Origin of the sequence: Collinsella aerofaciens (assembly GCF_015554145.1) — a bacterium.
GTDB classification, from domain to species: Bacteria; Actinomycetota; Coriobacteriia; order Coriobacteriales; family Coriobacteriaceae; genus Collinsella; species Collinsella aerofaciens_AA.
The window spans coordinates 1-22,589 of sequence record NZ_JADNHZ010000017.1; the positions used below are offsets into that span (position 1 = coordinate 1).

General features: G+C 51.7%; 18 protein-coding genes and 1 pseudogene. 3 read left to right on the forward strand and 16 right to left on the reverse strand.

The window, feature by feature from the left end; genetic code table 11:
- Positions 1-134 precede the first annotated feature (134 nt).
- The 5 genes from I2E13_RS07505 to rfbA form a co-directional block, all read right to left on the reverse strand.
- Positions 135-1,589: a sugar nucleotide-binding protein gene (locus I2E13_RS07505; protein ID WP_195404694.1), complete on the reverse strand. Its 1,455-nt coding sequence runs from the start codon at positions 1,587-1,589 to the stop codon at positions 135-137.
- Between the two features lie 123 nt (positions 1,590-1,712).
- Entirely contained in the window at positions 1,713-2,732 is a 1,020-nt protein-coding gene (rfbB, locus tag I2E13_RS07510; RefSeq protein ID WP_117763048.1) for a dTDP-glucose 4,6-dehydratase, read from the reverse strand.
- 75 nt (positions 2,733-2,807) lie between these two features.
- Positions 2,808-3,782 carry a hypothetical protein gene (locus tag I2E13_RS07515; protein WP_117747064.1) on the reverse strand — a complete coding sequence of 325 codons (975 nt, stop codon included), beginning with the start codon at positions 3,780-3,782 and terminating at the stop codon, positions 2,808-2,810.
- A 9-nt stretch (positions 3,783-3,791) separates the two neighbouring features.
- Positions 3,792-4,229: a DUF4869 domain-containing protein gene (locus tag I2E13_RS07520; protein ID WP_117747067.1), complete on the reverse strand. Its 438-nt coding sequence runs from the start codon at positions 4,227-4,229 to the stop codon at positions 3,792-3,794.
- Between the two features lie 94 nt (positions 4,230-4,323).
- Positions 4,324-5,223 carry a glucose-1-phosphate thymidylyltransferase RfbA gene (gene rfbA / locus I2E13_RS07525; RefSeq protein ID WP_195404695.1) on the reverse strand — a complete coding sequence of 300 codons (900 nt, stop codon included), beginning with the start codon at positions 5,221-5,223 and terminating at the stop codon, positions 4,324-4,326.
- 156 nt (positions 5,224-5,379) lie between these two features.
- On the opposite strand from rfbA, the gene I2E13_RS07530 reads away from it, so the two are divergent.
- Positions 5,380-7,851 carry a glycosyltransferase family 2 protein gene (locus tag I2E13_RS07530; protein WP_195404696.1) on the forward strand — a complete coding sequence of 824 codons (2,472 nt, stop codon included), beginning with the start codon at positions 5,380-5,382 and terminating at the stop codon, positions 7,849-7,851.
- A gap of 155 nt (positions 7,852-8,006) precedes the next feature.
- On the opposite strand, the gene I2E13_RS07535 is transcribed toward I2E13_RS07530, so the two are convergent.
- The gene (locus tag I2E13_RS07535) at positions 8,007-10,061 is read right to left on the reverse strand and encodes a DUF2142 domain-containing protein (RefSeq protein WP_195404697.1); all 2,055 of its coding nucleotides are present in this window, start codon (positions 10,059-10,061) and stop codon (positions 8,007-8,009) included.
- A 1,127-nt stretch (positions 10,062-11,188) separates the two neighbouring features.
- On the opposite strand from I2E13_RS07535, the gene I2E13_RS07540 reads away from it, so the two are divergent.
- A complete protein-coding gene (locus tag I2E13_RS07540; protein ID WP_195404733.1) occupies positions 11,189-12,142 on the forward strand; it encodes a glycosyltransferase family 2 protein in 954 nt (317 codons plus the stop codon).
- 1 nt (position 12,143) lies between these two features.
- Positions 12,144-13,724, forward strand: coding sequence for a glycosyltransferase family protein (locus tag I2E13_RS07545; protein ID WP_195404698.1), 1,581 nt, complete (start codon positions 12,144-12,146; stop codon positions 13,722-13,724).
- 338 nt (positions 13,725-14,062) lie between these two features.
- Here the strand turns inward: I2E13_RS07545 and I2E13_RS07550 are convergent.
- The 10 genes and pseudogenes from I2E13_RS07550 to I2E13_RS07595 all read right to left on the reverse strand — a co-directional run.
- Positions 14,063-14,272, reverse strand: a pseudogene (locus I2E13_RS07550) (GDP-mannose 4,6-dehydratase); the annotation flags it as partial.
- Between the two features lies 1 nt (position 14,273).
- On the reverse strand, positions 14,274-14,594 hold the full coding sequence (locus tag I2E13_RS07555; RefSeq protein ID WP_195404699.1) for a DUF2304 domain-containing protein: 321 nt from the start codon (positions 14,592-14,594) through the stop codon (positions 14,274-14,276).
- 4 nt (positions 14,595-14,598) lie between these two features.
- Positions 14,599-15,291: a glycosyltransferase family 2 protein gene (locus I2E13_RS07560; protein ID WP_195404700.1), complete on the reverse strand. Its 693-nt coding sequence runs from the start codon at positions 15,289-15,291 to the stop codon at positions 14,599-14,601.
- A gap of 45 nt (positions 15,292-15,336) precedes the next feature.
- Entirely contained in the window at positions 15,337-16,569 is a 1,233-nt protein-coding gene (locus tag I2E13_RS07565) for a lipopolysaccharide biosynthesis protein (RefSeq protein WP_195404701.1), read from the reverse strand.
- Complete coding sequence (wecB, locus tag I2E13_RS07570; RefSeq protein WP_195404702.1) at positions 16,570-17,709, reverse strand: non-hydrolyzing UDP-N-acetylglucosamine 2-epimerase; 1,140 nt, start codon at positions 17,707-17,709, stop codon at positions 16,570-16,572.
- A 25-nt stretch (positions 17,710-17,734) separates the two neighbouring features.
- Positions 17,735-18,541, reverse strand: a complete 807-nt coding sequence (locus tag I2E13_RS07575; protein WP_195404703.1) for a glycosyltransferase family 2 protein — start codon at positions 18,539-18,541, stop codon at positions 17,735-17,737.
- Between the two features lie 17 nt (positions 18,542-18,558).
- Positions 18,559-19,746 carry a glycosyltransferase gene (locus tag I2E13_RS07580; RefSeq protein WP_195404704.1) on the reverse strand — a complete coding sequence of 396 codons (1,188 nt, stop codon included), beginning with the start codon at positions 19,744-19,746 and terminating at the stop codon, positions 18,559-18,561.
- Between the two features lie 105 nt (positions 19,747-19,851).
- Entirely contained in the window at positions 19,852-20,991 is a 1,140-nt protein-coding gene (locus I2E13_RS07585; RefSeq protein WP_195404705.1) for a glycosyltransferase family 4 protein, read from the reverse strand.
- Between the two features lie 173 nt (positions 20,992-21,164).
- Positions 21,165-21,650 (reverse strand): hypothetical protein, encoded by a 486-nt coding sequence (locus I2E13_RS07590; RefSeq protein ID WP_195404706.1) that lies wholly within the window; start codon positions 21,648-21,650, stop codon positions 21,165-21,167.
- A 216-nt stretch (positions 21,651-21,866) separates the two neighbouring features.
- Positions 21,867-22,589: glucosaminidase domain-containing protein (locus I2E13_RS07595; protein ID WP_195404707.1), on the reverse strand; the 723-nt coding region annotated here is incomplete at its 5' end.

Here is a 22,589-nt window from a genome sequence, read left to right on the forward strand (position 1 = left end):
GTAAAGCCGTTTGTCTCCACCCGCATAGCGGGTGGTTTAAAGCTGGCCGCTGCGCGGCCAGCAGACTAAAGTCTTGAACAAGAAAAGCCGCCGTTAAAGAACGGCGGCTTTTACTCTCGAAAAGTTAATAGCGGCTAGAGCGTCTTGATGTACTCCCCCAGCTCTTCCTCCCAGTCGGGCATGTGGAAGCCGGCAGCCTCGAGCTTGGACAGGTCGAGCGCGGAGTGGACCGGGCGCGGGGCGACGGGGCCCTCGGCGCTCGCGTAGTAGTCGGCGGTCGATACCGGCACGACCCTGTCCCCGTTGCCGTTGGCGGCCTCGAAGACGGCGCGGGCGATATCGGCCCAGGACTTGACGGTGCCGGAGCCGGTGCAGTCGTAGGTGCCGTAGGGGGCGTGCGTCCCCAGCACGTGGAAGATGGCCTCGGCCATGTCGCGCGTGAAGGTCAGGCGGCCCAGCTGGTCGTCAACGACCGTGACCTGCTCGAGCCCGTCCTCGGGGTCGGCGACGCGGTCGGACAGGCCCTTCATCGTCTTGACGAAGTTGCGGCCCTCGCCGATGACCCAGCTGGAGCGCATGATGTAGTGGCGCGGGCACCCGGCCACGGCGATGTCGCCGGCGGCCTTGGTCTGGCCGTAGACGGACAGCGGGCTGAGGGGCTCGTCCTCGTCATGCACCTCGGCGGTGCCGTCGAAGACGTAGTCGCTGGACACGTGGACGAGGGTGATCCCGTGATCAGAGCATGTGCGGGCGAGGAGGGCGGGGCCGGTCGCGTTGGCCTTCCAGGCGGTCGCGCGGCCCTCGGCGGTCTCCGCCCTATCCACGGCGGTGTAGGCGCCGCAGTTGATCACGGTGCCGTAGAGCGACCAGTCGTACTGTGTGTAGGCGTCCGGGTCTGACATATCGAAGGTGTCGATGTCGCAGAAGTCGAAGTCCTTGGCGACGCCGCGCTCCTCCGCCAGCCTGCGCACAGCATGGCCCAGCTGGCCGTTGCAGCCGGTGACGAGCGTCCTCTTGGGCGCCATTGGGACGACGTCCCTGAGCATCGGGTGGTTGAGGTCGGCCTCGGAGACGGTGGCCTCATCGAGCGGGATCGGCCACTCGATGGCGAGCTCGGGGTCGGCGAGGTTCACGAAGGTGTAGGTCTTCTTGAGCTCGAGGGACCAGTGGGCGTCCACCAGGTAGGTGTAGGCGGTGCCGTCCTCCAGGGCCTGGAAGGAGTTGCCCACGCCGCGCGGGACGTAGATGGCCTTGGACGGGTCAAGCGTGCAGGTGAACACCTTCCCGTAGGTCTCGCTGCCCTCGCGCAGGTCCACCCAGGCGCCGAAGACGCTGCCGCGCGCCACGGAGATGAACTTGTCCCAGGGCTCGGCGTGGATGCCGCGGGTGACGCCGCGGCTGTCGTTGTAGGAGATGTTGTTCTGGACGACCCTGAGGTCCGGGATGCCCAGGGCGGTCATCTTGGCGCGCTGCCAGTTCTCCTTGAACCAGCCGCGCGAGTCGCCGTGGACGGCGAGGTCGACGACCTTGAGGCCCTCGATGCCGGTCTCGGCGACGGAGAGGTCCTTCTCGAATGCGATGTCTGCCATGTGGGAAAAGCTCCTATCGAAGAGGTTGTATAACCGGGGGCGCCCGCGCGGGGACGCAGGATCATCCCCATGCCCTGCATCCCCGCGCGGGCGCCCCGCGGTGCGGTTCGCCGGAATGCAGTCTTACTGGCCCTGCGCGCGGTAGCGGGCCTCGGTGGCCTCCTTGGCGGGGCGCCACCAGGACTCGTTGGCGACGTACCAGTCGATGGTCTGCTTCAGGCCCCCGGCGAAGTCGGTGTGCGCCGGCCTCCAGCCCAGCTCGCGCTGGAGCTTGGTGGAGTCGATGGCGTAGCGGCGGTCGTGGCCGGGGCGGTCGGCGACCCAGTCGAAGTCCTCGGGGTCCTTTCCCATGGCCTCGAGGATCATGCGCAGTACGGTGATGTTGTTCCTCTCCCCGTCGGCTCCGATGAGGTAGGTCTCCCCCATGCGCCCCTTCGTGAGGATGTCCCAGACGGCGCTGGAGTGGTCCTCGGTGTGGATCCAGTCGCGGACGTTCTCGCCGCGGCCGTAGAGCTTGGGGCGCACGCCGTCGACGATGTTGGTGATCTGCCTGGGGATGAACTTCTCCACGTGCTGGTAGGGGCCGTAGTTGTTGGAGCAGTTGGAGATCGTGGTGCGAAGCCCGTAGGTGCGGGTCCACGCTCGGACGAGCATGTCGGAGGAAGCCTTGGTCGAGCTGTACGGAGAGGACGGCTTATAGGGCGTCTCCTCAGTGAACTTCGCCGGGTCGTCGAGCGCCAGGTCGCCGTAGACCTCGTCGGTGGAGACGTGGTGGTAGCGGACGCCGTGCTTGCGGACGGCCTCCAGCAGGCGGAAGGTGCCCTCCACGTTGGTGCGCAGGAACGGCTCAGGGTCGGCGATGGAGTTGTCGTTGTGGCTCTCGGCGGCGTAGTGGACGATCGCGTCGTGGCCGGGGACCAATTCATCGAGCAGCCCAGCGTCGCAGATGTCGCCGACGACGAGCTCCACGCGGTCCGTCGGCAGCCCCGCGATGTTCTCGGGGTTGCCGGCGTAGGTCAGCTTGTCCAGGACGGTCACGTGCACCCCGGGGTGGTTGTTGACCACGTAGTGCACGAAGTTGCTGCCGATGAAGCCGCAGCCGCCCGTGACGATGATGTTCTTAGGTTCAAAAATCTCAGACATGAAAATCCAATCTGAAGCATGTACAGCTTCTTTAGTATGCCGCAGGAAGTGATGCCGCGACACTATTCAACAAAACTATCGGACATTTCGGCACGCGATAAGAGCCATAACCTTCGCAGAATTACTTCCCCTACAAAACGCCTCCGGAATGCAGTCTTTGTCGTACCGGAAGACCGAATTCCCAGTTTTATCGCGTAAGTACTTATAGAAGAAGTCCTCCCAGCTTTTAAACTTCTCACTGTCTGCAAACGCTTCCGGCTCTTGCAGAACTGCTTTGGCATCTAGCCCTGAAATTACGCCGGAGCTCAGTAGAAGCCACTCGAATGATTCGGGAAGACAAACCGTAACAGTATCGCGGTGAATGTCTTGCAGCTTAAGGACGCGGTCCGCATAGCACCCAAATGCCGCCCCGTCCGCGACAACAAACACGCGATCGTCGAGATGCTGATCCAACCAGCCCAAAATCGCGCTGTTCGTCATGGCCGAAGTACAGGTAAGCTCACTGTCAGCGAAATGCCGTTCAAAGAACTGGAAACCAGACTTACTGTCCTCGCATAGAAGGATAGAAAAGTCCTGTTTTGGCGCCGACCGGGAAATAGCATAACGATGATTCCCGCGATCTTGATAAACAGGGACGAAAGAATGGTATTTTCCGCTCGTCTTAATCTTGTAAATCTCATCCACGCTATACGGAAGATTGGGGAAATCAGCCCTTGAGATCAGCACGAAATAATTCGAGGAATACAGCACATGATGGGCAAACTCATCAGAATGAATCTCTTTTAAGCCCTCATCGACAAATACAATCGAGTCATGAACGGACGAAAGCTGGTTTCGCCAATCATAATCGGTCAGGGCGACACAGGGACAATCGCATTGCAAGGAAACACCCGACTGCTCGCCCGTTCGCATGTAGTCTGCGACCATGTTAAACAGTGTCGTCTTACCCGTGCCACTATCCCCACGCACAATAGTAATGTTCCGTTTAATGGTAAATGTGTACTTGGTTCCCCTGCGGCGGGAAATCTTAACGAGATGCGAACCGTTCATAAGCAGCACCTACAGATACGGAATCGACTCGTGAATCAAATCGGCCATGCTGTGAACGATTCGGCCGCTATTCACGACTTTAATTTTAAAATCCTCGCGACCAAAGTCCATCACATGATAGAGATTCACAACGAGCTTGCGGTCTTTCGCCATGTCGAGAATCCACTTGGCACAGTTGTCACCACAGGTAGAAGCGTTAAAAATATGCTTACGATCAAATCTCATAAGCAGCAGCGTTTTCACGCCACCAGAAAGCTGGAGTGGGGAGATGGATCCAAGCACAGGGCTTTCGATGACGTTTTCGGAGACAACAACCGATCGATCGACATCTTTAATTATCGAGACTGCATAGGGATCCGTAATCCAAGAAGACCGGTAAGAGTTTTTGAAATATGTCGCTGTGTTGTAAATCGCTTCTGGCATATCGCCAAAGTAGACGCTTAACACATCCACTCCCAATCATATTGTCTTTATGGTCAACGTAATCATAACGAAAGGGGCCACCAGATAAACGGTGACCCCTAAAGAAAACAAGCTTGCGCTAGTACTCGCGCGGGCTGTTGACGATCTCGCCGGCGGCGACCTTCTTCAGGTGCTGCCCGTAGACCGACTTGCCGTAGGCCTTGGCCGCCTCCTCCAGCTCGGCGGTCGTGATCCAGCCGTTCTCCCAGGCGATCTCCTCGGGGACGGACACCGGCAGGTCCTGGGAGTGCTCCACGGCGCGGACGAACTCCGCCGCCTCGTGGAGGCTCTCCATGGTGCCGGTGTCCAGCCACGCGTAGCCGCGGCCGAGGGTCACCACGGACAGCGTCCCCTCCTCCAGGTACATCTGGTTGAGCGTGGTGATCTCCAGCTCGCCGCGGGCCGACGGCTCGACCTCATGCGCCTTGGCGGCCACGTCGCCCGGGTAGAAGTACAGGCCGGTGACGGCGTAGGAGCTCTTGGGCTCGGCGGGCTTCTCCTCGATGGAGACGGCCCTCCCCTCGCCGTCGAACTCGACGACGCCGAAGCGCTCGGGGTCGTCCACGTGGTAGCCGAAGACCGTGGCCCTCCCCGACTCTGCGTTCTGCACGGCGCGCGTCAGGTGGCGCGACAGGCCGTTGCCGTAGAAGATGTTGTCGCCGAGCACCAGGGCGCACGGCTCGCCGGCGATGAAGTCCTCGCCGATGGTGAAGGCCTGCGCCAGGCCGTCCGGCGAGGGCTGCTCGGCGTAGGAGAGGTTCACGCCGTAGCGCGAGCCGTCCCCGAGCAGGCGCTCGAAGTTGGGCAGGTCCGTCGGGGTGGAGATGACCAGGATGTCCCGGATGCCGGCCAGCATGAGGGTGGACAGCGGGTAGTAGATCATGGGCTTGTCGTAGACCGGCAGCAGCTGCTTGGAGGTCACGAGCGTGAGCGGGTACAGGCGCGTGCCGGACCCGCCGGCGAGGATGATGCCTTTCATAAAAATCCTCTCGATTGACAATCGTTGAGCAAAAGCCGCTGATTACAGATGCATAGTTGATTAAATTATACGCACCGGCAGCAACCTCCCCTTCTTCTTATTTAAATCGGACAGCAGAAACACGCAACTCTTTCTGCATTTCTAGCGAGGCAACAAATGAAAAAGTACAATGAGCAGTGTCCAACAAACGAAAGGCAAACAATGCGAGTCGAAACAAACGGAGTATGCAGAGGAAACTGGAAAATCTACCAGCAGCTTAAGATTGAAGGCATCCATAAAGGCTCCAGCGTAACAGTCCAGGCGGCTACAGACGATAACCGCTGCTTGCCTTTATCCCTCCTAAAATTCCGGGACAATAGCTGTGATTCGAACTCATACGTCCTTGTAATCCCCGATCCCGATGCTCGCGCAATCAAAATTGAGTTTAGCGAAATCGGCCAAGACGGTCGCACCCTGAGCAGCGACTCCCTTTCACTCAATTGCAAGAACATAAAATGGGAGTCTCGTCTTAACTACAAAATAAAACCCAACATGTGCAGCAAACTTAGAAACTATGATGACGTTTCAGAGTTTGACATGGCAACAATTGATTTTTGGCAGTGTATCGAAGATTCAAACGAATATATCCTTAGGTGTACGGTAAGAACACCGTACCGTAGTGACTCGCAAATCAAGGTTCGCTGCCTCGATCGAACCCTCAACGAAGTCAATTTGACTACCGTCGATTTCGGCTCAAATGTAACAAGCGTTGGATTCACTGCTGAGAAAAAACAGCTTGAAACACAGCTCTCGATCCGAATGCCAAAAGCGTTCGATCGTTACTACTTTATTATTGACGATCAAAATCATCCTTCATTCAGCTCATTCGACTGTCTCACGCCCGATAAACTTGGCTTACTTCTAGAAGAAACCAACTTCCTTTTTACCCATGCACAGTTTGATCCTGAATACCCCGAATGGTTCACGGAGCATAAGGCAACCATCGGAGCATTGGAAAAGCAAAGAAAAATTGCCTTTACCAGCGCTCCGAAGTTCAGCATTATTGTCCCTCTTTACAACACGCCTATTCCGTTTTTTAACGATATGGCAGAATCCGTTAAGAGTCAGTCTTATGCAAACTGGGAGCTCATCCTAGTTAATGCAAGTCCAGACAATCAGGAACTAAAGGCTCGTATTGAGCAGGAGACAGCCCGCGACAACAAAATTAAATCAATTAACCTTGCCGAAAATAAGGGCATTTCCGAAAACACAAATGCAGGAGTAGCCGCTGCTTCGGGCGATTTCATCAGCTTCTTTGACCATGACGACATCCTTGAACCGGATTTGTTGTTCTCGTATGCCGAGGCAATTGAAAACAATGATAAAGTTGATCTTCTTTATTGCGATGAAGACAAACTGATGCCCGATGGAAAGCTGGCACAGCCGTTCTTTAAACCGGATTTCAATATCGATTTACTCAGAAATAATAACTATATATGCCACATGCTTACCATCCGCAAGTCCCTTCTTGACACTCTGGAACCGAATACGAAAGAGTTCGATGGAGCCCAGGATCACAATTTAACTCTCCGAGCCGTGGAAAAGGCAAGGAACGTCCACCATGTTGCAAAAGTCCTATATCACTGGCGCCTAAGCGAAACGTCAACCGCGGCAAATGCCGACAGCAAACCTTATGCCACCATTGCGGGTATTAAGGCAGTTCAGAACCACCTCGACAGACTTGGGCTCAATGCAAAAGTTGAACAAGCGCGTCGTCCCTTTACATATAAAGTAACCTACGCCGTGCCAGATTCCCATCCGCTCGTTTCGATCATCATTCCGACCAAAGATCACACTGATATCCTCGATAACTGCATTACGTCAATTGTCGAGAAATCCACGTACGACAATTACGAGCTTGTGATAATCGAAAATAACAGCACGGAAAATGCGACGTTCGAGTATTACGATAAGTTACAAGCCGAGTACCCTGATATCGTTCGCCTTGTTACCTGGGAGCACGAATTTAACTTTTCCAGCCTCATGAACTTTGGAGTGTCCCATGCCAAGGGAAATTATCTCTTGCTGCTGAATAACGACACTGAAGTGATTACGCCCACTTGGATTGAAACTATGCTTGGCATTTGCGCACGCGAGGATGTTGGCGCAGTTGGTGCAAAACTCTACTATCCCGACAACACCATTCAACACGCTGGCCTATGCGTCACAGGAGGCGTAGCAGGACATCTCTGCCAAAGCATGCCGAAAGACAACTGGGGCTATTTTGCACTCAACGACGCGCAGCAAGACTTCAGTGCCGTCACGGCGGCTTGCATTATGACCAAACGAAGTGAATACGAAAAAGTCGGAGGTTTCACCGAAGAGCTTCAAGTCGCATTTAATGATGTTGACTTTTGCCTAAAGCTTCGCGAGATTAACGATCTGATTGTATACACGCCCGAAGTCGAGCTATATCATTACGAGTCAATTTCCAGAGGCGTTGAAAACAACACGGACAAGCAGATTCGCTTCCACAAAGAGGTCGCGTACATGAATTATCGCTGGGCAAACTACTATGTCGAAGGCGATCCATACATGAACCCCAATTTCACCGTGGGAGAACCTGGAAATCGCTATTACCACTTGTGAGATCTACCGCAGTCTCACAATGTATGCAGACTGCGGTACCGCAGCGGGTTACCACTCATAAAGCTAACCCATCACATACGCAAAAGGCGTCCCGTTTTTCAATTCGGGACGCCTGGATAATATTAGATAATTAACCCTGTTAACAGGCCAGGAGACTACCAGAGTACTATGAAATAATACGAACATGCTGCGGTGAAAAGGACCACGATTGACGTGAGGAGCAGCATAGTTATTCTTGTCGTGCTTTCTTCCTTTATCGATTTGCCTGAATTACTGATTTGCATGCCGCTTATAGAAAAAGAAGGGGCAAGCAAGGCAGCGTATGGCAACAGCGGAGTAAGGTATCGTGCTTGACAGCCTGCAATGGTATTCGATCCAACCGATGTAAAGCTCACATATAATGCCGTGCAAACAAGAGCAATCGATGATGCGACTATAGTAAAACCCCAGAATCTACCACACAGGCTCAATCCAAAAGTCTTCGTTTTTGGACTATCAATTAAGGATCCAACGATGAGAACCGTAAAGGGCAAGGCTGAGCTCCATTGCAACACAGCCGGAAGAGAAACGCCCATATAAGAGAATGAAAGCGAGTACATATCGGAATTTACAGGGGAAATATAACCCAATATAAAGTTGATGAGCGTGTATGCATAATCCAACGGATGAGAGAGAATATACGCGATTTGACCTGACGCACTAACATCAGATCCCCCGCGGGCATCCCCTGCTTGCGCATCAGCGCTAAATAGCATTGGCAACACAAATGATAAAACCATTACTAGCCCGAAGGCGACTACAAAACCGATATAGCGTTTGTAAGCGGTACGCGAGGAAAACTTGGCTCGAGGCATAAGAAGCAGCAGACCAATGACCGGAAAGTAAATTGCCTTTGGAGCAAGCCCTAGGAATAACGCCGTGACGATTTTTAGCAGGTTTTTGATTGTAAGTCGCTCGACCGGACGACTAATTTCTCTCACTACCAAAGCAGCTGCAAGCATGAGAAATGACGTCACAACAGGATCATACGAGTAATTTGAAGCGAGAAAAATACTCGTCGGAAGAAGACCAATGATCATCATGGACAACTTTTTAGTAGGGATAATACGGATGGCGAAAGCGACAACTACTGCATATGAAATAAGGTTGCCCATCTTACCAAACATGACGCTCACCAAAATTGGAACATGGAATACGCGAGCTAACCACAGACCGATTGCCGATGGAACATACCCGATTGTGGAGACCGTAGTGAGGCTGCTTTTCGATATGGGCGATGCAAAACTTGCCTGCTCCATATATTCGCCCGACTGTTCAGCAGAAGCACCCGCTTCAGCGACCTCATCCACCGACTCGTAGAGCAATTTATGGTCTAAATTCACAGCGGCCCAGGGCTTGGTAACTAGCAGTTGATCCGCATATGAATACTCCGAATGTCCTAGGTATGACAAACCGAGCGCCCTGTCGTAGTGAATCTCGTCATCCCAAGAAATCGCGGTTACCGGGGGAGCGATGAAAACCAAGAAAGATCCCAATAGCAGGCAAGAGCTGAGAAAAAAAAGCTCGACCCTCCCCTTCTTCCAGAAATAAAAGAACGCAGCAACGCCGACAAAGAACAAGCAAATCAACAGATAAGCTAAACGACCCGCAACTCCACCGATTATCTTAGAGACAAAGTAACTAGGCACCAAGCCAATTGTTGCGACAATGAGGGTCATCAGCGTGACACCCGGAATAGTGTAGGCAAACAGTTCGCCAATAGACCTTTGATGCGAATGCCCTGAAGGCCCGATCTTGGGAACCGCGGCGCACGAATTGGAGACATGCACGATTATGAAGCCCGCAATAGCGACGAAAAAGATTAGAATACGTCGCTTGCTCCAATCTGATAACTCTAATGGAGTAGACAACGGCGCCCCCCAAAGCGTGAACACCTCAAGAAGAATGGCACCTATAGCGCTGAGCCCAATGATACACGCGAACATCTTAGGAGAAGAAACGCCATATTTAGTCTGTTTCGGAGTCCTAAGAAAGAAATGATACGAATAAGCAATAAATACGGCTCCGACAAACGCAGCCAGGGCATAGACAAAAGCCGCGGAAGGACGTAGCTTGATAAAGGCCAGCGACGCAGCAGATAAAACGCCGAAGAACAATACGGCAATTACCCCAATATCCGCCTTACTTAGATCGGCCTTCCCAATAGTCATCTTTCTTTATCCTCCAAACCTTAAGCGGAGCTAAGGGCAGTTTCAGAGATTTCCCCTCACTTGCTATTCTGCGCTAGTTAGTATCAATGCAGCATGCCTGGGCTCAATCAACGTCTCATCATCTGATGATACAGTGAATCCTTTTGGCTATTTGCTCATTCTCAAGTTCTTGTTCCGAGATTAGCAACATCCCATGCAATTTTGAACGGTGCCTTGCAGAGCATGCCCTAGACGCAATAAATAAGATGAGAATTACACATGAAGCGGCAAACCAAATAATCAGAGAGGCAATGGTGCTATCCGTAGAAATCTCACCATTACCTCCCTTGTACCATTCTGAGGAGGCCGAGCCAATAATAGTTCCGAAAACCCATCGCTCCTGACATAAACGAAACGACCTCGCCATCCCCTTTTGCATCATCAAGCAGTGCAAGTAGGATTCTTACTTTCTACAGCAAACCAAGCTCCATCTCTTGAGGGGCCTTGGATGTGCAGCTTAAACAAAAGAGATTCTATCCAAACGCCTCCTGGAAACTTTCTTATCGTTGTTACTTATTTTGAGCTCATACTCCGCACGGCCCAAAATCCCGGAATCGTCATGATATCTTTTGATGCCAAAGGATATCCTGGCTATTTTGTATTTGATATCCATGACACCCGCTCCAAACTCACCTGCACCGCTACGCATCTTCTTAATCGTCCAATCACTTCATGAGCGCAAGCTCTTCAACGAAAGAATTCACACGGCGTTTCAATTCGGCGATTTTTACCGTAATAAAAATTCACGAAACAGCAACAGGCCAATTACATAAAGAAATACTAAATTTGACGGGCTTTCAAAACCAAGCCAACGTCGATCAAGATCGATCATTGCTCATTGTTCATGGCGCCCTCGCTAACGCCAAGCGTTGTCCACGCTGAAGATAAGCAAGTAGCAACTGAAGCTGTCACCACCCAAGAACGGACGGCTGATACGGCGACTGATTCGGCAGGAGATGACGAGTCTGGCACCGGGGCTGCGCCGTGAGGTGGAGTATAATCTCCTCTCGTTGAACGTTTTGTCCGTGAAAGGCAAGTGCGTGCGATGCGATGATAATCAGGCTCCGTCCCCGAAGCCGATTCTGTGGATGGTCATTCCTTGTTACAACGAGGAAGCTGTCTTGCCGGAAACTTCTGAGACATTTTTGTCTGAGCTCAGCGGATTGATTTCGGCCGAAATCATAAGTGACAAAAGTAGCATTCTGTTCGTAGACGATGGGTCGAGTGATAGCACGTGGACCATCATTGAAAGACTCTCAAACGACAATGCTCATTTCAGGGGAATATCACTGGCAAGAAATCGAGGTCATCAGAATGCCCTTCTTGCGGGGCTTATGGAGGCGCATAAGTATTGCGACGTCTCCATTTCTTTGGATTGCGACGGGCAAGACGATATCTCGGCCGTATCTAAAATGATTGAAAAGTACCTGGACGGCAGTGACGTCGTATATGGCGTTAGAAACGACAGGTCTACCGATACGCTCTTTAAAAGGATGACTGCGGAGGCTTTCTACGGCATGATGAAAGAGATGGGGGTAGATACCGTCTTCAACCATGCGGATTATAGGCTCTTGAGCCTTGCCGCTCTGGATGGGTTGTCGGAGTATGGAGAGTCAAATCTGTTCTTGCGCGGGATGGTTCCGTTGATCGGGCTTCCCAGTTCAACCGTTGAGTACTCGCGCGCAGCTCGCGTTGCGGGCGAGAGTCACTATCCTCTACGAAAGATGATCGCTCTTGCTGTTGACGGGATAACGAGCCTTTCGATTAAGCCTGTCCACCTGATTAGCGCGGCGGGAGCTGCAATTGGCCTCGTTGGCCTATTGGGGACCTTTTGGGCGGTCCTCTCTTATTTCTCTGGGGCGACGGTTTCGGGGTGGACAAGTACTATTTGTGTCATCTTGTTTTTGGGTGGCATGCAACTCCTTAGCCTCGGTGTTATCGGCGAGTATGTCGGCAAGGCGTATCTTGAGACTAAGGGTCGTCCGCGCTATCTAATCGAAAAGAGAACGTATGAAATCAACCGACGAAACCTAAGGGGATAACGTGGTCGAATCTTGTCCCGCGGCACGTGGAGTCACTAAGATTCCGTGGTTTTTGCGTTTTGGCAGATGTGTCGCTTTGGCGTATTTCTCGCTTGCCCTGCTTGCCGTTGTTTTCCTTGCCCCACGCCTGCCTTATGCCTGCAAAGGAGAAGAGGCATCCCTTTCTTTACCTTGTCTGGCTGTGGTATTGATAGTGGGGATCGCCGCCTCTGTGGCATTGACTAAGAGGCGCCCTAAGGTGAACGAGGGCTTCCTTGATCTTCGAATGTTTAGACGTGTGAGCATTTCATTGGCCGTGGTAGTTTTCGTGCTCCAAATCTGCCTAATCAATAGCATTTATTTTGAGACAGGGTGGGATGTCGGCGTGCTGATGTCGGGATTGTCCGATGAGGGAGCCACGCTGGATTATTTCTCACGCTATCCCAACCAGCTGTTTTTGCTTTTCATCTTCAAGACTGTGGGCAACTTTTGCCAGTATGTTGGATTTCAAAACGTATACCTCATGCTTGATGTGGTGGGAGCAGCGTGTGTAACTTTGGCTGTTGTTCTGACCTCCCTTGTTGTGGCGAGGCTGGTGGGTTTTGGTCCTGGGTACTATACGCTTGCGTTCGGTTGTTTGTATTTGAGCTTCTCTCCTTGGATTGCGGTTCCTTATTCGGATACGTATGGAACTATCTGCCCCGCGCTAGTCTTGTTTCTGTACAACAATGCTGGTCGGAGCCCGTTACGCACATTCGGCATGCTCTTTTTCGGCGTGGTCGGATACTTTATTAAGCCTACGGCCATCTTCGTTGTTGTCTCAATTGTGCTAGTAGAGGCTGCATGTGCGATAAGTCATCGAAGGATTGTCATTGATAGGCAGTCGGATTGCGCTCAAATCAAATCGCTCTTTTTCCAATTCACTGCGATTATATGTGCTCTTGCTCTATCGTTTGGCGCTAACTCACTCGCAAGGGAGACGGGTCCGGTGATTGACACCGATAAATCCTTTTCGATGGCCCATTTCTTGATGATGGGATTTAATGACGAGACTTATGGGTGCTACCATGAAGACGATGTTTCCTATTCCAGCTCATTTGGAAGCCAACAGGATAGATCGCATGCAAATTTCGAAAAGTGGGCTGAGAGGGTGGAGTCTCTGGGTCCCCAGGGCGTTTCGAGATTGATGGTCCAGAAGACTATTTCGAACTATTCGGACGGTACTTTTGCGTGGGCCGCTGAAGGCAACTTCTTTTTGAATATACCTCATTCTGGCAACACGCTGTCAAAGTTCTTTGGAGAAGACGGCTCTTTCACACTGTTCCAGGTTTTTGCCCAGCTTTGCATGATGTTTGTCCTAGTCGGCATGTGTCTAAACTGGCTCAAGTTCCCTAGAACAAAGACGGAGTATGTGGTTTTGTGTTCGGTGTTCTTGCTCAGCGTGTTTTTGATGCTATTTGAGTGCAGGGCCAGGTATTTGTTTCTCTATTCTCCATATTTTATTGCGCTCGCGGTGCTGGGGTGGAAGAACTTGGTTGATGTGATTGCGACGCGGTTCCCAGAAAACAGGCTGTCTGGCCAAGGAAGACTCCACGGTATTTAGCTTGCTGATTATTGGCGCGCAAAAACGCCGGTGCCAACACGATGGTGTGCACCGGCGTTTTTGCGTAAGTTCGCACCTGTTCTCTCGATGGCCGCGGCCCCCGTAGAAAGAAGGAAGCGGTTATCGCCTAAAATCTTGATTGCTGAAGTCAGGATTCGAAGAAAGGCAATAACCACATATGGACAAGATACACGAGATCGCTGGCGACGTCGCCCAGATGTCCAGATTCGACGACGACATGGTGAACATGGCCGAGCTGATCAGGGTGATGCCCGAGTCGCTCGTCAACGTAATCATGGCCTCGCAGGCTGACGAAGCCTGCGAGGCCGGCAACCGGCGCAGATGTCGCCCACCACGAGCTCCACGCGGTCGGCGGGAAGCCCCGCGATGCTCTCGCGGTTGCCGGCGCAGGTAAGCTTGTCGAGCACGGTCACGTGGACCTCCAGGTGGTTCTTGACCACGTAATGCACGAAGTTTGACCCGATGAAGCCGCAGCCGCCGGTGACGATGATGTCCCTGGGTTCGAAGCTCTCGAAGACTGCCGGCATGCTACTTGAGAGCGAAATCTTCAACAAGTGCGTTCACGCGGCGTCTGAGCTCTGCAATCTTTACTGTGTTGGAGAACTCTCGATAAAGAAGCAGCGCAATTACATAGAGGAATACGAAGTTCGACGGGCTTTCGAAGCCAAGGGCCCCTGCGAGCCAGAAGGCAATCTGGGGAACGGCTGCAAACACGACAAAGCTCAAAGCAAAGAACAACCAGAACACGGAGTCGAGAACCTGTATCTGAGCCTTGCGTAGCTTCTTCACAATCACGAACAAGATGGCAAATGCACCCAGAATGAGTACGATCCTTAAAATGCCAGACATATAATCACCTGAACCACTGAACGAAAAGAATGGAGATGCAAGCTCGCGCCATGTAAGCAATCGACTTGGAGATATTAAGGTAGCTCTCCCCCGCCTGGCGTTCACGCATCTCAACTTGGACCTCGCTCACCTTCGCCCCCTTTTTTATAAGAAGCGAAATGCTCTCGGGCTCAGGGTTGAGCGAGTCGTCCTGCGCGAAGCGCTTAATCATTTCCTTGCTAAACATCCTCATTCCCGAGGTAGGGTCAGCTACGCGCTTTCCCGTAGTCAGCTTAATCATGACTGTAATAAGGCGTGAACCAATCATTCGAGCGGAAACTTCCTTTTTCACGTGGAGGAAGCGTGAGCCAATTACGATATCGGCGTTTTCATTAATAGCGGTCTCGAGCATTTCATCAATGTACTCAGGTATATGCTGGCCGTCCGCATCAAACTGAAGGGCATAATCGTAGCCGTTGCGGAGCGCGTATTTCATGCCCGTCTGAAATCCAACGGTGAGGCCAGAATTAACTGGCAGTGTTACGTAGTTGTACCCACGATCGCGACAAATCCGCTCAGTTGAATCCTTGGAGCCGTCGTTTACTACGAGATAGTCAACACTTGGAGCGACACCCGCCAACTCGTCAACCGTCGCCTCGAGTGATTCTTCTTCATTATACGCTGGAATAATAACCAGCAAGCGCTGATGCTTATCCATCCACCCTACCTTTTATCTTCCGAAACGTGATTCAGGCATCACGTACTATTTCCAGTAGCCTTTTAACTGAATAACTAACGCGGTTGCCATGAAAACTATTCCACAGAGAGCAGAAATGAGACAGACATATGTAACACCATCCATCGAATACAGAGCAATTAAAGGTAAGGCGCAGAGAGAGGAAATTAGAGCAGCAACATTCCCAACAAAGGCACCCCGGAAGTTTCTAATAGCCATTAGCAAATCGTTTATAAACCACATATACCCCGTAAGCATTGCGAGCGACACAAGCGGAGGAAGTAGATATGAAAAGCCCGACATTTTTTTTCCGTACACAAGAACTAGAACTGGTTCACCTAAAACCATTACTCCAATAGCGCACACCAGCCCCAGAACAACAATTCCGGCTGTCACCTTTGTCAATAGGGCATTGAAGCCTTTCTTGTCCCTAACAGCAAAACTCTCCGAAAAATAGCCTAGAAGAGGATTGTAGATATAGGAGGCACCCGTCTGAATAAGCGCAACAGGAGCAGCTGCAGCAGCATAAATGCCAAGAGCAGCCTCCCCTTGAACACCAACAAGATATTGCCTTGGAATCGAAGATGCTGACGCCGCGGCAATGGACGCAAGAACGATGGGGAGACACCTCAAGGCAAGTCGAAGGCACTTTTTGAACGAGATTCTTGGAGCCAATGGGCCAAATTGAAGAGTCCTTGGCAAATCATAGGCAGCACCAACGAGGGCCACAACAACGGTCATTGCAACTATCGCCGCCTCGAGCGATTCACTTAAGCTAAACGCTACGGTAAAGGCAATAAGAGATAGAACCCCCTGAAAAGATAGTGACTTACCAATATAATCCATTCGATGATGGCGCTGATCGCACGCGTGAAAGACGTCTACAAACAAGGAAATAGACTTGTAGACGGCATAGAGCAGAATAGCCGCAATCGCTCCCGATTCGCATGTAAACAGCGAATAGCCAGTGCACAAAGCAAGCGCGACGCCACAAGTGAAAAACCGAAACGCCAGGTATTCACCCGTCGTATTCTCATTCTTAACATCTGAGACCTGGTACGTATACATGCGATACTGAGCGATAGGGGCAAAGATGTTGTAGATGGACATTGCCAAAGAGAAAACGCCGGATGCCTCGTAACCAGAACCAAGGCGAACAATCAGGATCGTAATAAGCCATTGGCACCCAAGGTTAACAATGGAACCGAACGAGTTCCACAACATATTCTGTTTAAGGGAGAGTTGCTTAACCTCACTCATCTACCGGATCGATGCTCCCCCAAGACCTTGCAGCTCCTTCTCCAGAACATCGGCAATTCGCTCGCTCGCATGACCATCACCATACGGGTTGCTGGCATGAGCCATGCGGGAATATATCTCCTCATCCTCCAAGAGGTCACAACATGTTGAGTAAATAGCCTCTTCACTTGTACCAACAAGCTTAAGGGTGCCTGCCGCAACGCCCTCGGGGCGCTCGGTCGTATCTCGCATCACCAAAACCGGCTTGCCCAAGCCCGGGGCCTCTTCCTGAATGCCGCCCGAATCGGTAAGAATCAAGTAGGAACGGGCCATGAAATTGTGAAAGTCAACCACGTCAAGAGGATCAATTAGATGAATGCGATTACAGCCGTCCAGCTCCTCGTGGGCCGCCTTGCGAACAATGGGATTCAGATGAACGGGATACACAGCCCGCACGTCATCGTGCTTTTCAACAACCCTGCGAATCGCCCTAAACATATGATGCATGGGTTCGCCAAGATTTTCACGACGATGAGCCGTGATCAAGATAAGACGCTTACCACCAACCCAATCAAGCTCGGGATGCGAGTAGCAATCTCGCACAGTCGTACGAAGCGCATCAATACCAGTATTTCCCGTCACATAAATGCGATCAGGATCCCGATGCTCAGAAAGCAAATTGTTGCGGGCGGCGTCAGTTGGTGCAAAGTGCCATGCAGCAAGAATGCCGGTCGCTTGCCGATTAAACTCCTCGGGGTATGGTGAATGAATGTCGTACGTTCGAAGACCTGCCTCAACATGACCCACGGGAATGCCCTTGTAGAAGCATGCGAGTGCAGCGGCAAAGGACGTCGTCGTATCGCCGTGAACGAGCACAACGTCGGGCTCGAGCTGATCCAGCACGCCGTCCAAGCCATTAAGAACTGCGGTGGTAACGTCAAACAAAGTCTGCCCTTGCTTCATAATGTGCAAATCGTAGTCGGGCACAACCCCAAACTCCTCAAGGACCACGTCGAGCATCTGGCGATGCTGGCCGGTAACGCACACCTTCGCATTAAGGCCAGCTCGGTTTTTCAACTCCTTTACAAGAGGACACATTTTAATAGCCTCAGGCCTTGTTCCAAATACCAACAGGACCGTTTTCTTTGATAAAGAGCTCATGCTGCACTCCATACTTCACTCAAAACTATTTGCACAAACCAAGCAGTCTCAATAACGATCGGTACATGAATCCACAAAACGGAATGGCTTTTGCCTTTATTCCGACTTTGCTATGCATCAACTCTGAAACGTACAGGCGATATCCCTTCCAATTCGTAATGAGAAGCCGATCAGTATTCTTAGTGTAGCCATCGGCAAGGTATTCGCACACATAGAGAGGGAAGGCGTACCCACGAATTAGATAGCCATCGTTGCTGAATCTATTAAAGACAACTGCTTCAGGAACAAACCGCTCATCTTCAAAGACCGGGAATCGGTACTTCCTCAACCGTTCCGTCACAAAGGCTTCGGCAAGGTCGCCCGTGATCCCCTTCGACCGGCGATCAATTGACGAATAATCAATGTACGAGCCCACATTGTCTTGAAGAATTCCTCCCGTAAGCTTGTTACCAGGAAAAATACGAACTCCCGACAAGGCCATCAGGCGCTCGTTAGAAATAACGGTTTCACAGTTCTCACCAATACGCGCCAAGGCGTCATCAGTTAAATAATCGTCGCTATCGACGGGGAAAAACAAGACTCCCTCAGCCTCATCAAGCCCCCTATTCCAGGCAACGTGCTTACCACTATTGACCTGATAAATGTAGCGGATAGGAAATTTCGCCCGACAATCCTTCCGCATCGCCTCGACGAGCTCTCGCGTTCCATCCGTGCTTCCATCATCAACAATTATCCATTCAAAATCTCGAAAGGATTGCCTTTTGAGGCTTTCGAATAGCTTGGGAAGAATATATGCGCGATTATAAGTCGGGGTAAACACCGTTATAAGCATAGACGACCCGCTCACATTTAGTAACTGGACCCAACACTTCCCAGATCCCTGGCAAACGGGATGAGGGAATTTGCAAAAGAAACCTCTTGCACCAAGCGATCACATGAATCCCTGTCGCACACCGCATTGTCCATTTTCAAAACGAGATCATCAACATCCCCGTTATACAGAAGTCCAACACCATCTCTATTAATCTCTTCGGCAATGTCGTAAACGTAAGGTGTAGCGATTACAGGCCTGTGGGCGGCAACATATTCCAAGAACTTGTTTGGATAAGCATAGTGGTTCGTTGGAACGTCCTCTCTCAACATAACAAAGAAATCAGCAGCACAGAACACGCTAGGGAGGTCGGAGGGCTTGAAGCTATCAAATTCAATGCCGTCACAATCACCGGTTGCGACACGTGCAGAGGCAACGTCCCCAGACAACACAAGAAGCTTTGCCCCATGCCTCTTCAATATCTCACGATATAGTCGAGCAGTTTGCGGAAGGCATTGCCACGAAGAAGCACCGCCTGAGTAAACGAGCAGCCACTCATCATCCGCTACGCTGTACTTCCGTCTATAGTCCTCTCGATACTTAAGCTCCTCTGCAAGACCAAAGCTTGGCGTCGACCCAGTCGCACACGGAACGATGTAGAACTGGCCCGCTGTACAGCCGCACTCTCGACAAAGGAAGCTTCGATATGCCCGGGAAACGCAGAAGATTCGGTCGAACTTTCGCAAATAGTGTCGCTGTTCATATCTCTCAACAAAGGCAGCGGCACGGTGAAATGAACCGAGGAAGAAAGGCTCGTCGCGCGCAAGAAGGGAGCCGTCGCCGTAATAACCATGAACATCAGCACATACAAAAGCCCCCGACGCCTCGGCAGCGCGCTTCATCCGGTCGACATAGCGAAACAGCCCCACGCCAGAGAGGATAATCGCCTTGTAGGAGCCACTTAAGACCATTTTTTCAGCAGTGGTAATTAGCTCTTCATATCCCGACAGCAGCTGCATGGGATTCATAAAATCCCGTCGAACATAAACGCCGGATCCAAAAGCTTCACCACCCTCGGAAACACCCAAACGAACATTGCAAAGAGCCGCAACATCAGACTCAATGCCCCAGCCATTCTTTAGCGCATTTGCTCTATTTTTAATCAGGCTAAACTCGCCGCCCGAGGTGACAATATTCCTTGAGGTCACAATAAGAATATCGTGCATCACTATACCTTCCCATTCTCCTACTTCTGTAGAGAACAATATCCGAATGAGGCAACAAAACCGTGGTAAACCCCAGTCAACGGAAAAGCAACACCAACGCAATTGCTACGCGCCAAGAAGTTCAACGAGCCTCTCTGCAGTATTGCCCCACGTACAATACTTTCGAACTCTACTCTGGGCCATCTGTCCCTTTCGCCGCGTCTCCACTTTCGATACGCACGCCGCTCGTATTGCTTCGGCAATTTGGCCGGGAGCACAGCCATCCAGCAAAAACCCGCAATCTTCCTCGCCGAAAACTTCGTCAACTCCGCCCACCAAGGGAATGATTGCCGGGGTACCGCACGCCGAAGACTCGAGAAGGGTCGTACAAAAACCCTCTGATCTCGTAGGAAGACACAGCACGTCTGCAGCCTGAAGCAAAGATGACACATCCGCTGGACGCAAAGGACCAACATAGGAGACATTATCTGGAGCAGATTCCATCAACTCACGCAGGGGACCATCACCAGCAACCACTAGCTTTACGGGCGTTTCATTCAGCTGCTTCATGGCCGCGAGAAGGGAGTCGATACCCTTCTCGGGAATCAACCTTCCAACAAAACAGGCAAGGACCGAATCCGTCCCGACGCCCAATTCGGCACGAAAATCTCGGTTTGAGGCATTGGAGCAGTAAGCGTCAACGTCAATCGCGTTAGGCAGGATATCAATGCCAGAAATACCAAATTGTCGAAGCCAATCCAGGCTTTTCTTAGAAACACCGCAAAACACCGGATGAAACCGCTTATCAATCGAAGTAATTATGTGTTCATAGGCACGAACGAACACATCCAATACTGCGTTTCCGAATGTGAGATACTGCGACCCATGGTCAAGAACGATAGGGGTGAGATGCTGGCGCCTGGCGAACCGAAGCCCACAGATTGAATGAGGATAAAACCTCGTATTAACTAGGACGCCATCGAAGTGCTCGCCATCAAGAGCCCTCAGCATGCTCCGATAAGCTCTTCCAAAACGCGAGACAGGGAACCTGCCACCAAGCAATGGATAACACGGCAGCCTTACAACCTCAATACCATCGTCTGTTACCTCTCGAGACGGCAGGGAATCGCAATTGCACGTGACCACGACCGGCTTATGGCCCATGCCAACGAGCGTAACTGCGAGGTTTCTGGTATAGGACTCAACACCACCAATGTGGGGCAGATATTGAGCAGAAAAGATTGCTATTCTCAGTGCTTCAGCCATTAATTCTTTCTTACTCTCTCGTCATCTCTATCTTGCTCTCGAAAAGCCAGAACGAGCTTGGATCTTGGTATAAAAGCTTCCAATCTATTAGCAAAAGCTATAGTTTATGGTAGCAGACCGTCCTGCCAACCGCCCCATAAGCAAAAGGACGGAGCTCACGCTCCGTCCTTTTGCTACTTGACGGTCACGGGATTACTCGTAAAACCATTACCCAGATACTCGCCAGGTCGACGGGGGCATGTCAGACCGGGCCAGTCGACCTCCGCGTTCCTGCCCGCATTGCGACCGACCCTATTCACGACGTTTCCGCTGACCGGGGCTGCCTGTACCGCTTGCAAAAGCTGTCGTAGGACATGGCCGCCTTGCACGCGCGGCACATCCTTGCGGTACTCGCCGTGCAGAAACCTGAACGTGACGCAAATCTTCGCGAACTCGGAGTGGGCTGCGTCCCAAGCCGGGACCGGGTACACCGGCCCCGGCTGCTCACGCTCAGGGAACAGACGGGCGTACATCTCCCCGACGCTCATTCGTTCTGCTTCCTCCCAGGCGACGTCGTGCTCGGACGCGGCCCTGAGCACGACGGAGATGCTGGCCTTCGACGCGTGCAGCGCGGCGGCAATCGCGTTAAACGACAGGCTCGACGATCTCAGCCTGAACACACCCCTCGCCGGTATCCTTCTTGCCATGATCCGTTCCGTTCTCCCGACTACCGGTATGGCGTCTCGAGCGTATAGGCGGCGGACCGGTAAGGCGCGGATGCGAGCGGTACTCAAGCGCGCCGCGGGTGGTACTGAAGGGCAATATTCACGTTTTTGGATAGCGGTACTGAAGCGCTACAGGTAGTACGGAGAAAGACGATTACTCATGTAGACCCATTACACGCACAAAACATCATGGACGATTGCATTTAAACCTTCGCCGTAACCTTTACCGGGAACGGCCCAACGTCCATTTAGGTCCGTCGTCTTGGGAGCACACCCACGGGAAACTAGATTAAAGCGTGGGTCAATACACGGATTATTCAAAGGTTCAGTCGTTGCGTACGCTTTTAAATGCTGCACCTGAACCCTAAGCCCTTCTCTAACGGAAGAAAAAGTATATCCGGGATTTCCAGGGCCGGTGGCTCCAACGCCTCCAAAATTGCACTGATTTGCCTGGACCAAATTTCCGAATCTTAAATAGCCCGTCTCTTTCATGACTTGAGCATATAAAACTTCAGGACATACTCCCTCAAATGAGGCCTCTTCGTAAAGAATCTTACAAAACTCATCAATAGAGGCGCTGCCTTTGCTTTCATACACGCTTGTTGGATAGGTTTGCTTCCCAACAGTCCTGCTGTAATGAGCGGCAGCATCCTCGTAAGAAGTGAAAGACGGGGACATTATATAGCCCTCAAATCCAGTCATGCTCGAACCATTACGATGCTCTTTCATCCCATATTCGAGATAGTGGAAATAATACCCTTTTAAATCACTTCCGTAAGCCTTCCTAAGATCGAGATATCTCATTTTATAACTATAAACGTCGAACGCCTCGGAGCCGCGGCGGCCCTCCGACATGCCGTAGTTGATGAAGTGCCGCAGGACGGCCGAGTCGTC

What these genes read in the sequence shown, in the direction of transcription:
- I2E13_RS07505 (WP_195404694.1), bottom strand. Translation starts at nt 1,589, where the DNA reads ATGGCAGACATCGCATTCGAGAAGGACCTCTCCGTCGCCGAGACCGGC.
- rfbB (WP_117763048.1), bottom strand. Translation starts at nt 2,732, where the DNA reads ATGTCTGAGATTTTTGAACCTAAGAACATCATCGTCACGGGCGGCTGC.
- I2E13_RS07515 (WP_117747064.1), bottom strand. Translation starts at nt 3,782, where the DNA reads ATGAACGGTTCGCATCTCGTTAAGATTTCCCGCCGCAGGGGAACCAAG.
- rfbA (WP_195404695.1), bottom strand. Translation starts at nt 5,223, where the DNA reads ATGAAAGGCATCATCCTCGCCGGCGGGTCCGGCACGCGCCTGTACCCG.
- I2E13_RS07530 (WP_195404696.1), top strand. Translation starts at nt 5,380, where the DNA reads ATGAAAAAGTACAATGAGCAGTGTCCAACAAACGAAAGGCAAACAATG.
- I2E13_RS07535 (WP_195404697.1), bottom strand. Translation starts at nt 10,061, where the DNA reads ATGACTATTGGGAAGGCCGATCTAAGTAAGGCGGATATTGGGGTAATT.
- I2E13_RS07540 (WP_195404733.1), top strand. Translation starts at nt 11,189, where the DNA reads ATGGTCATTCCTTGTTACAACGAGGAAGCTGTCTTGCCGGAAACTTCT.
- I2E13_RS07555 (WP_195404699.1), bottom strand. Translation starts at nt 14,594, where the DNA reads ATGTCTGGCATTTTAAGGATCGTACTCATTCTGGGTGCATTTGCCATC.
- I2E13_RS07560 (WP_195404700.1), bottom strand. Translation starts at nt 15,291, where the DNA reads ATGGATAAGCATCAGCGCTTGCTGGTTATTATTCCAGCGTATAATGAA.
- I2E13_RS07565 (WP_195404701.1), bottom strand. Translation starts at nt 16,569, where the DNA reads ATGAGTGAGGTTAAGCAACTCTCCCTTAAACAGAATATGTTGTGGAAC.
- wecB (WP_195404702.1), bottom strand. Translation starts at nt 17,709, where the DNA reads ATGAGCTCTTTATCAAAGAAAACGGTCCTGTTGGTATTTGGAACAAGG.
- I2E13_RS07575 (WP_195404703.1), bottom strand. Translation starts at nt 18,541, where the DNA reads ATGCTTATAACGGTGTTTACCCCGACTTATAATCGCGCATATATTCTT.
- I2E13_RS07580 (WP_195404704.1), bottom strand. Translation starts at nt 19,746, where the DNA reads ATGCACGATATTCTTATTGTGACCTCAAGGAATATTGTCACCTCGGGC.
- I2E13_RS07585 (WP_195404705.1), bottom strand. Translation starts at nt 20,991, where the DNA reads ATGGCTGAAGCACTGAGAATAGCAATCTTTTCTGCTCAATATCTGCCC.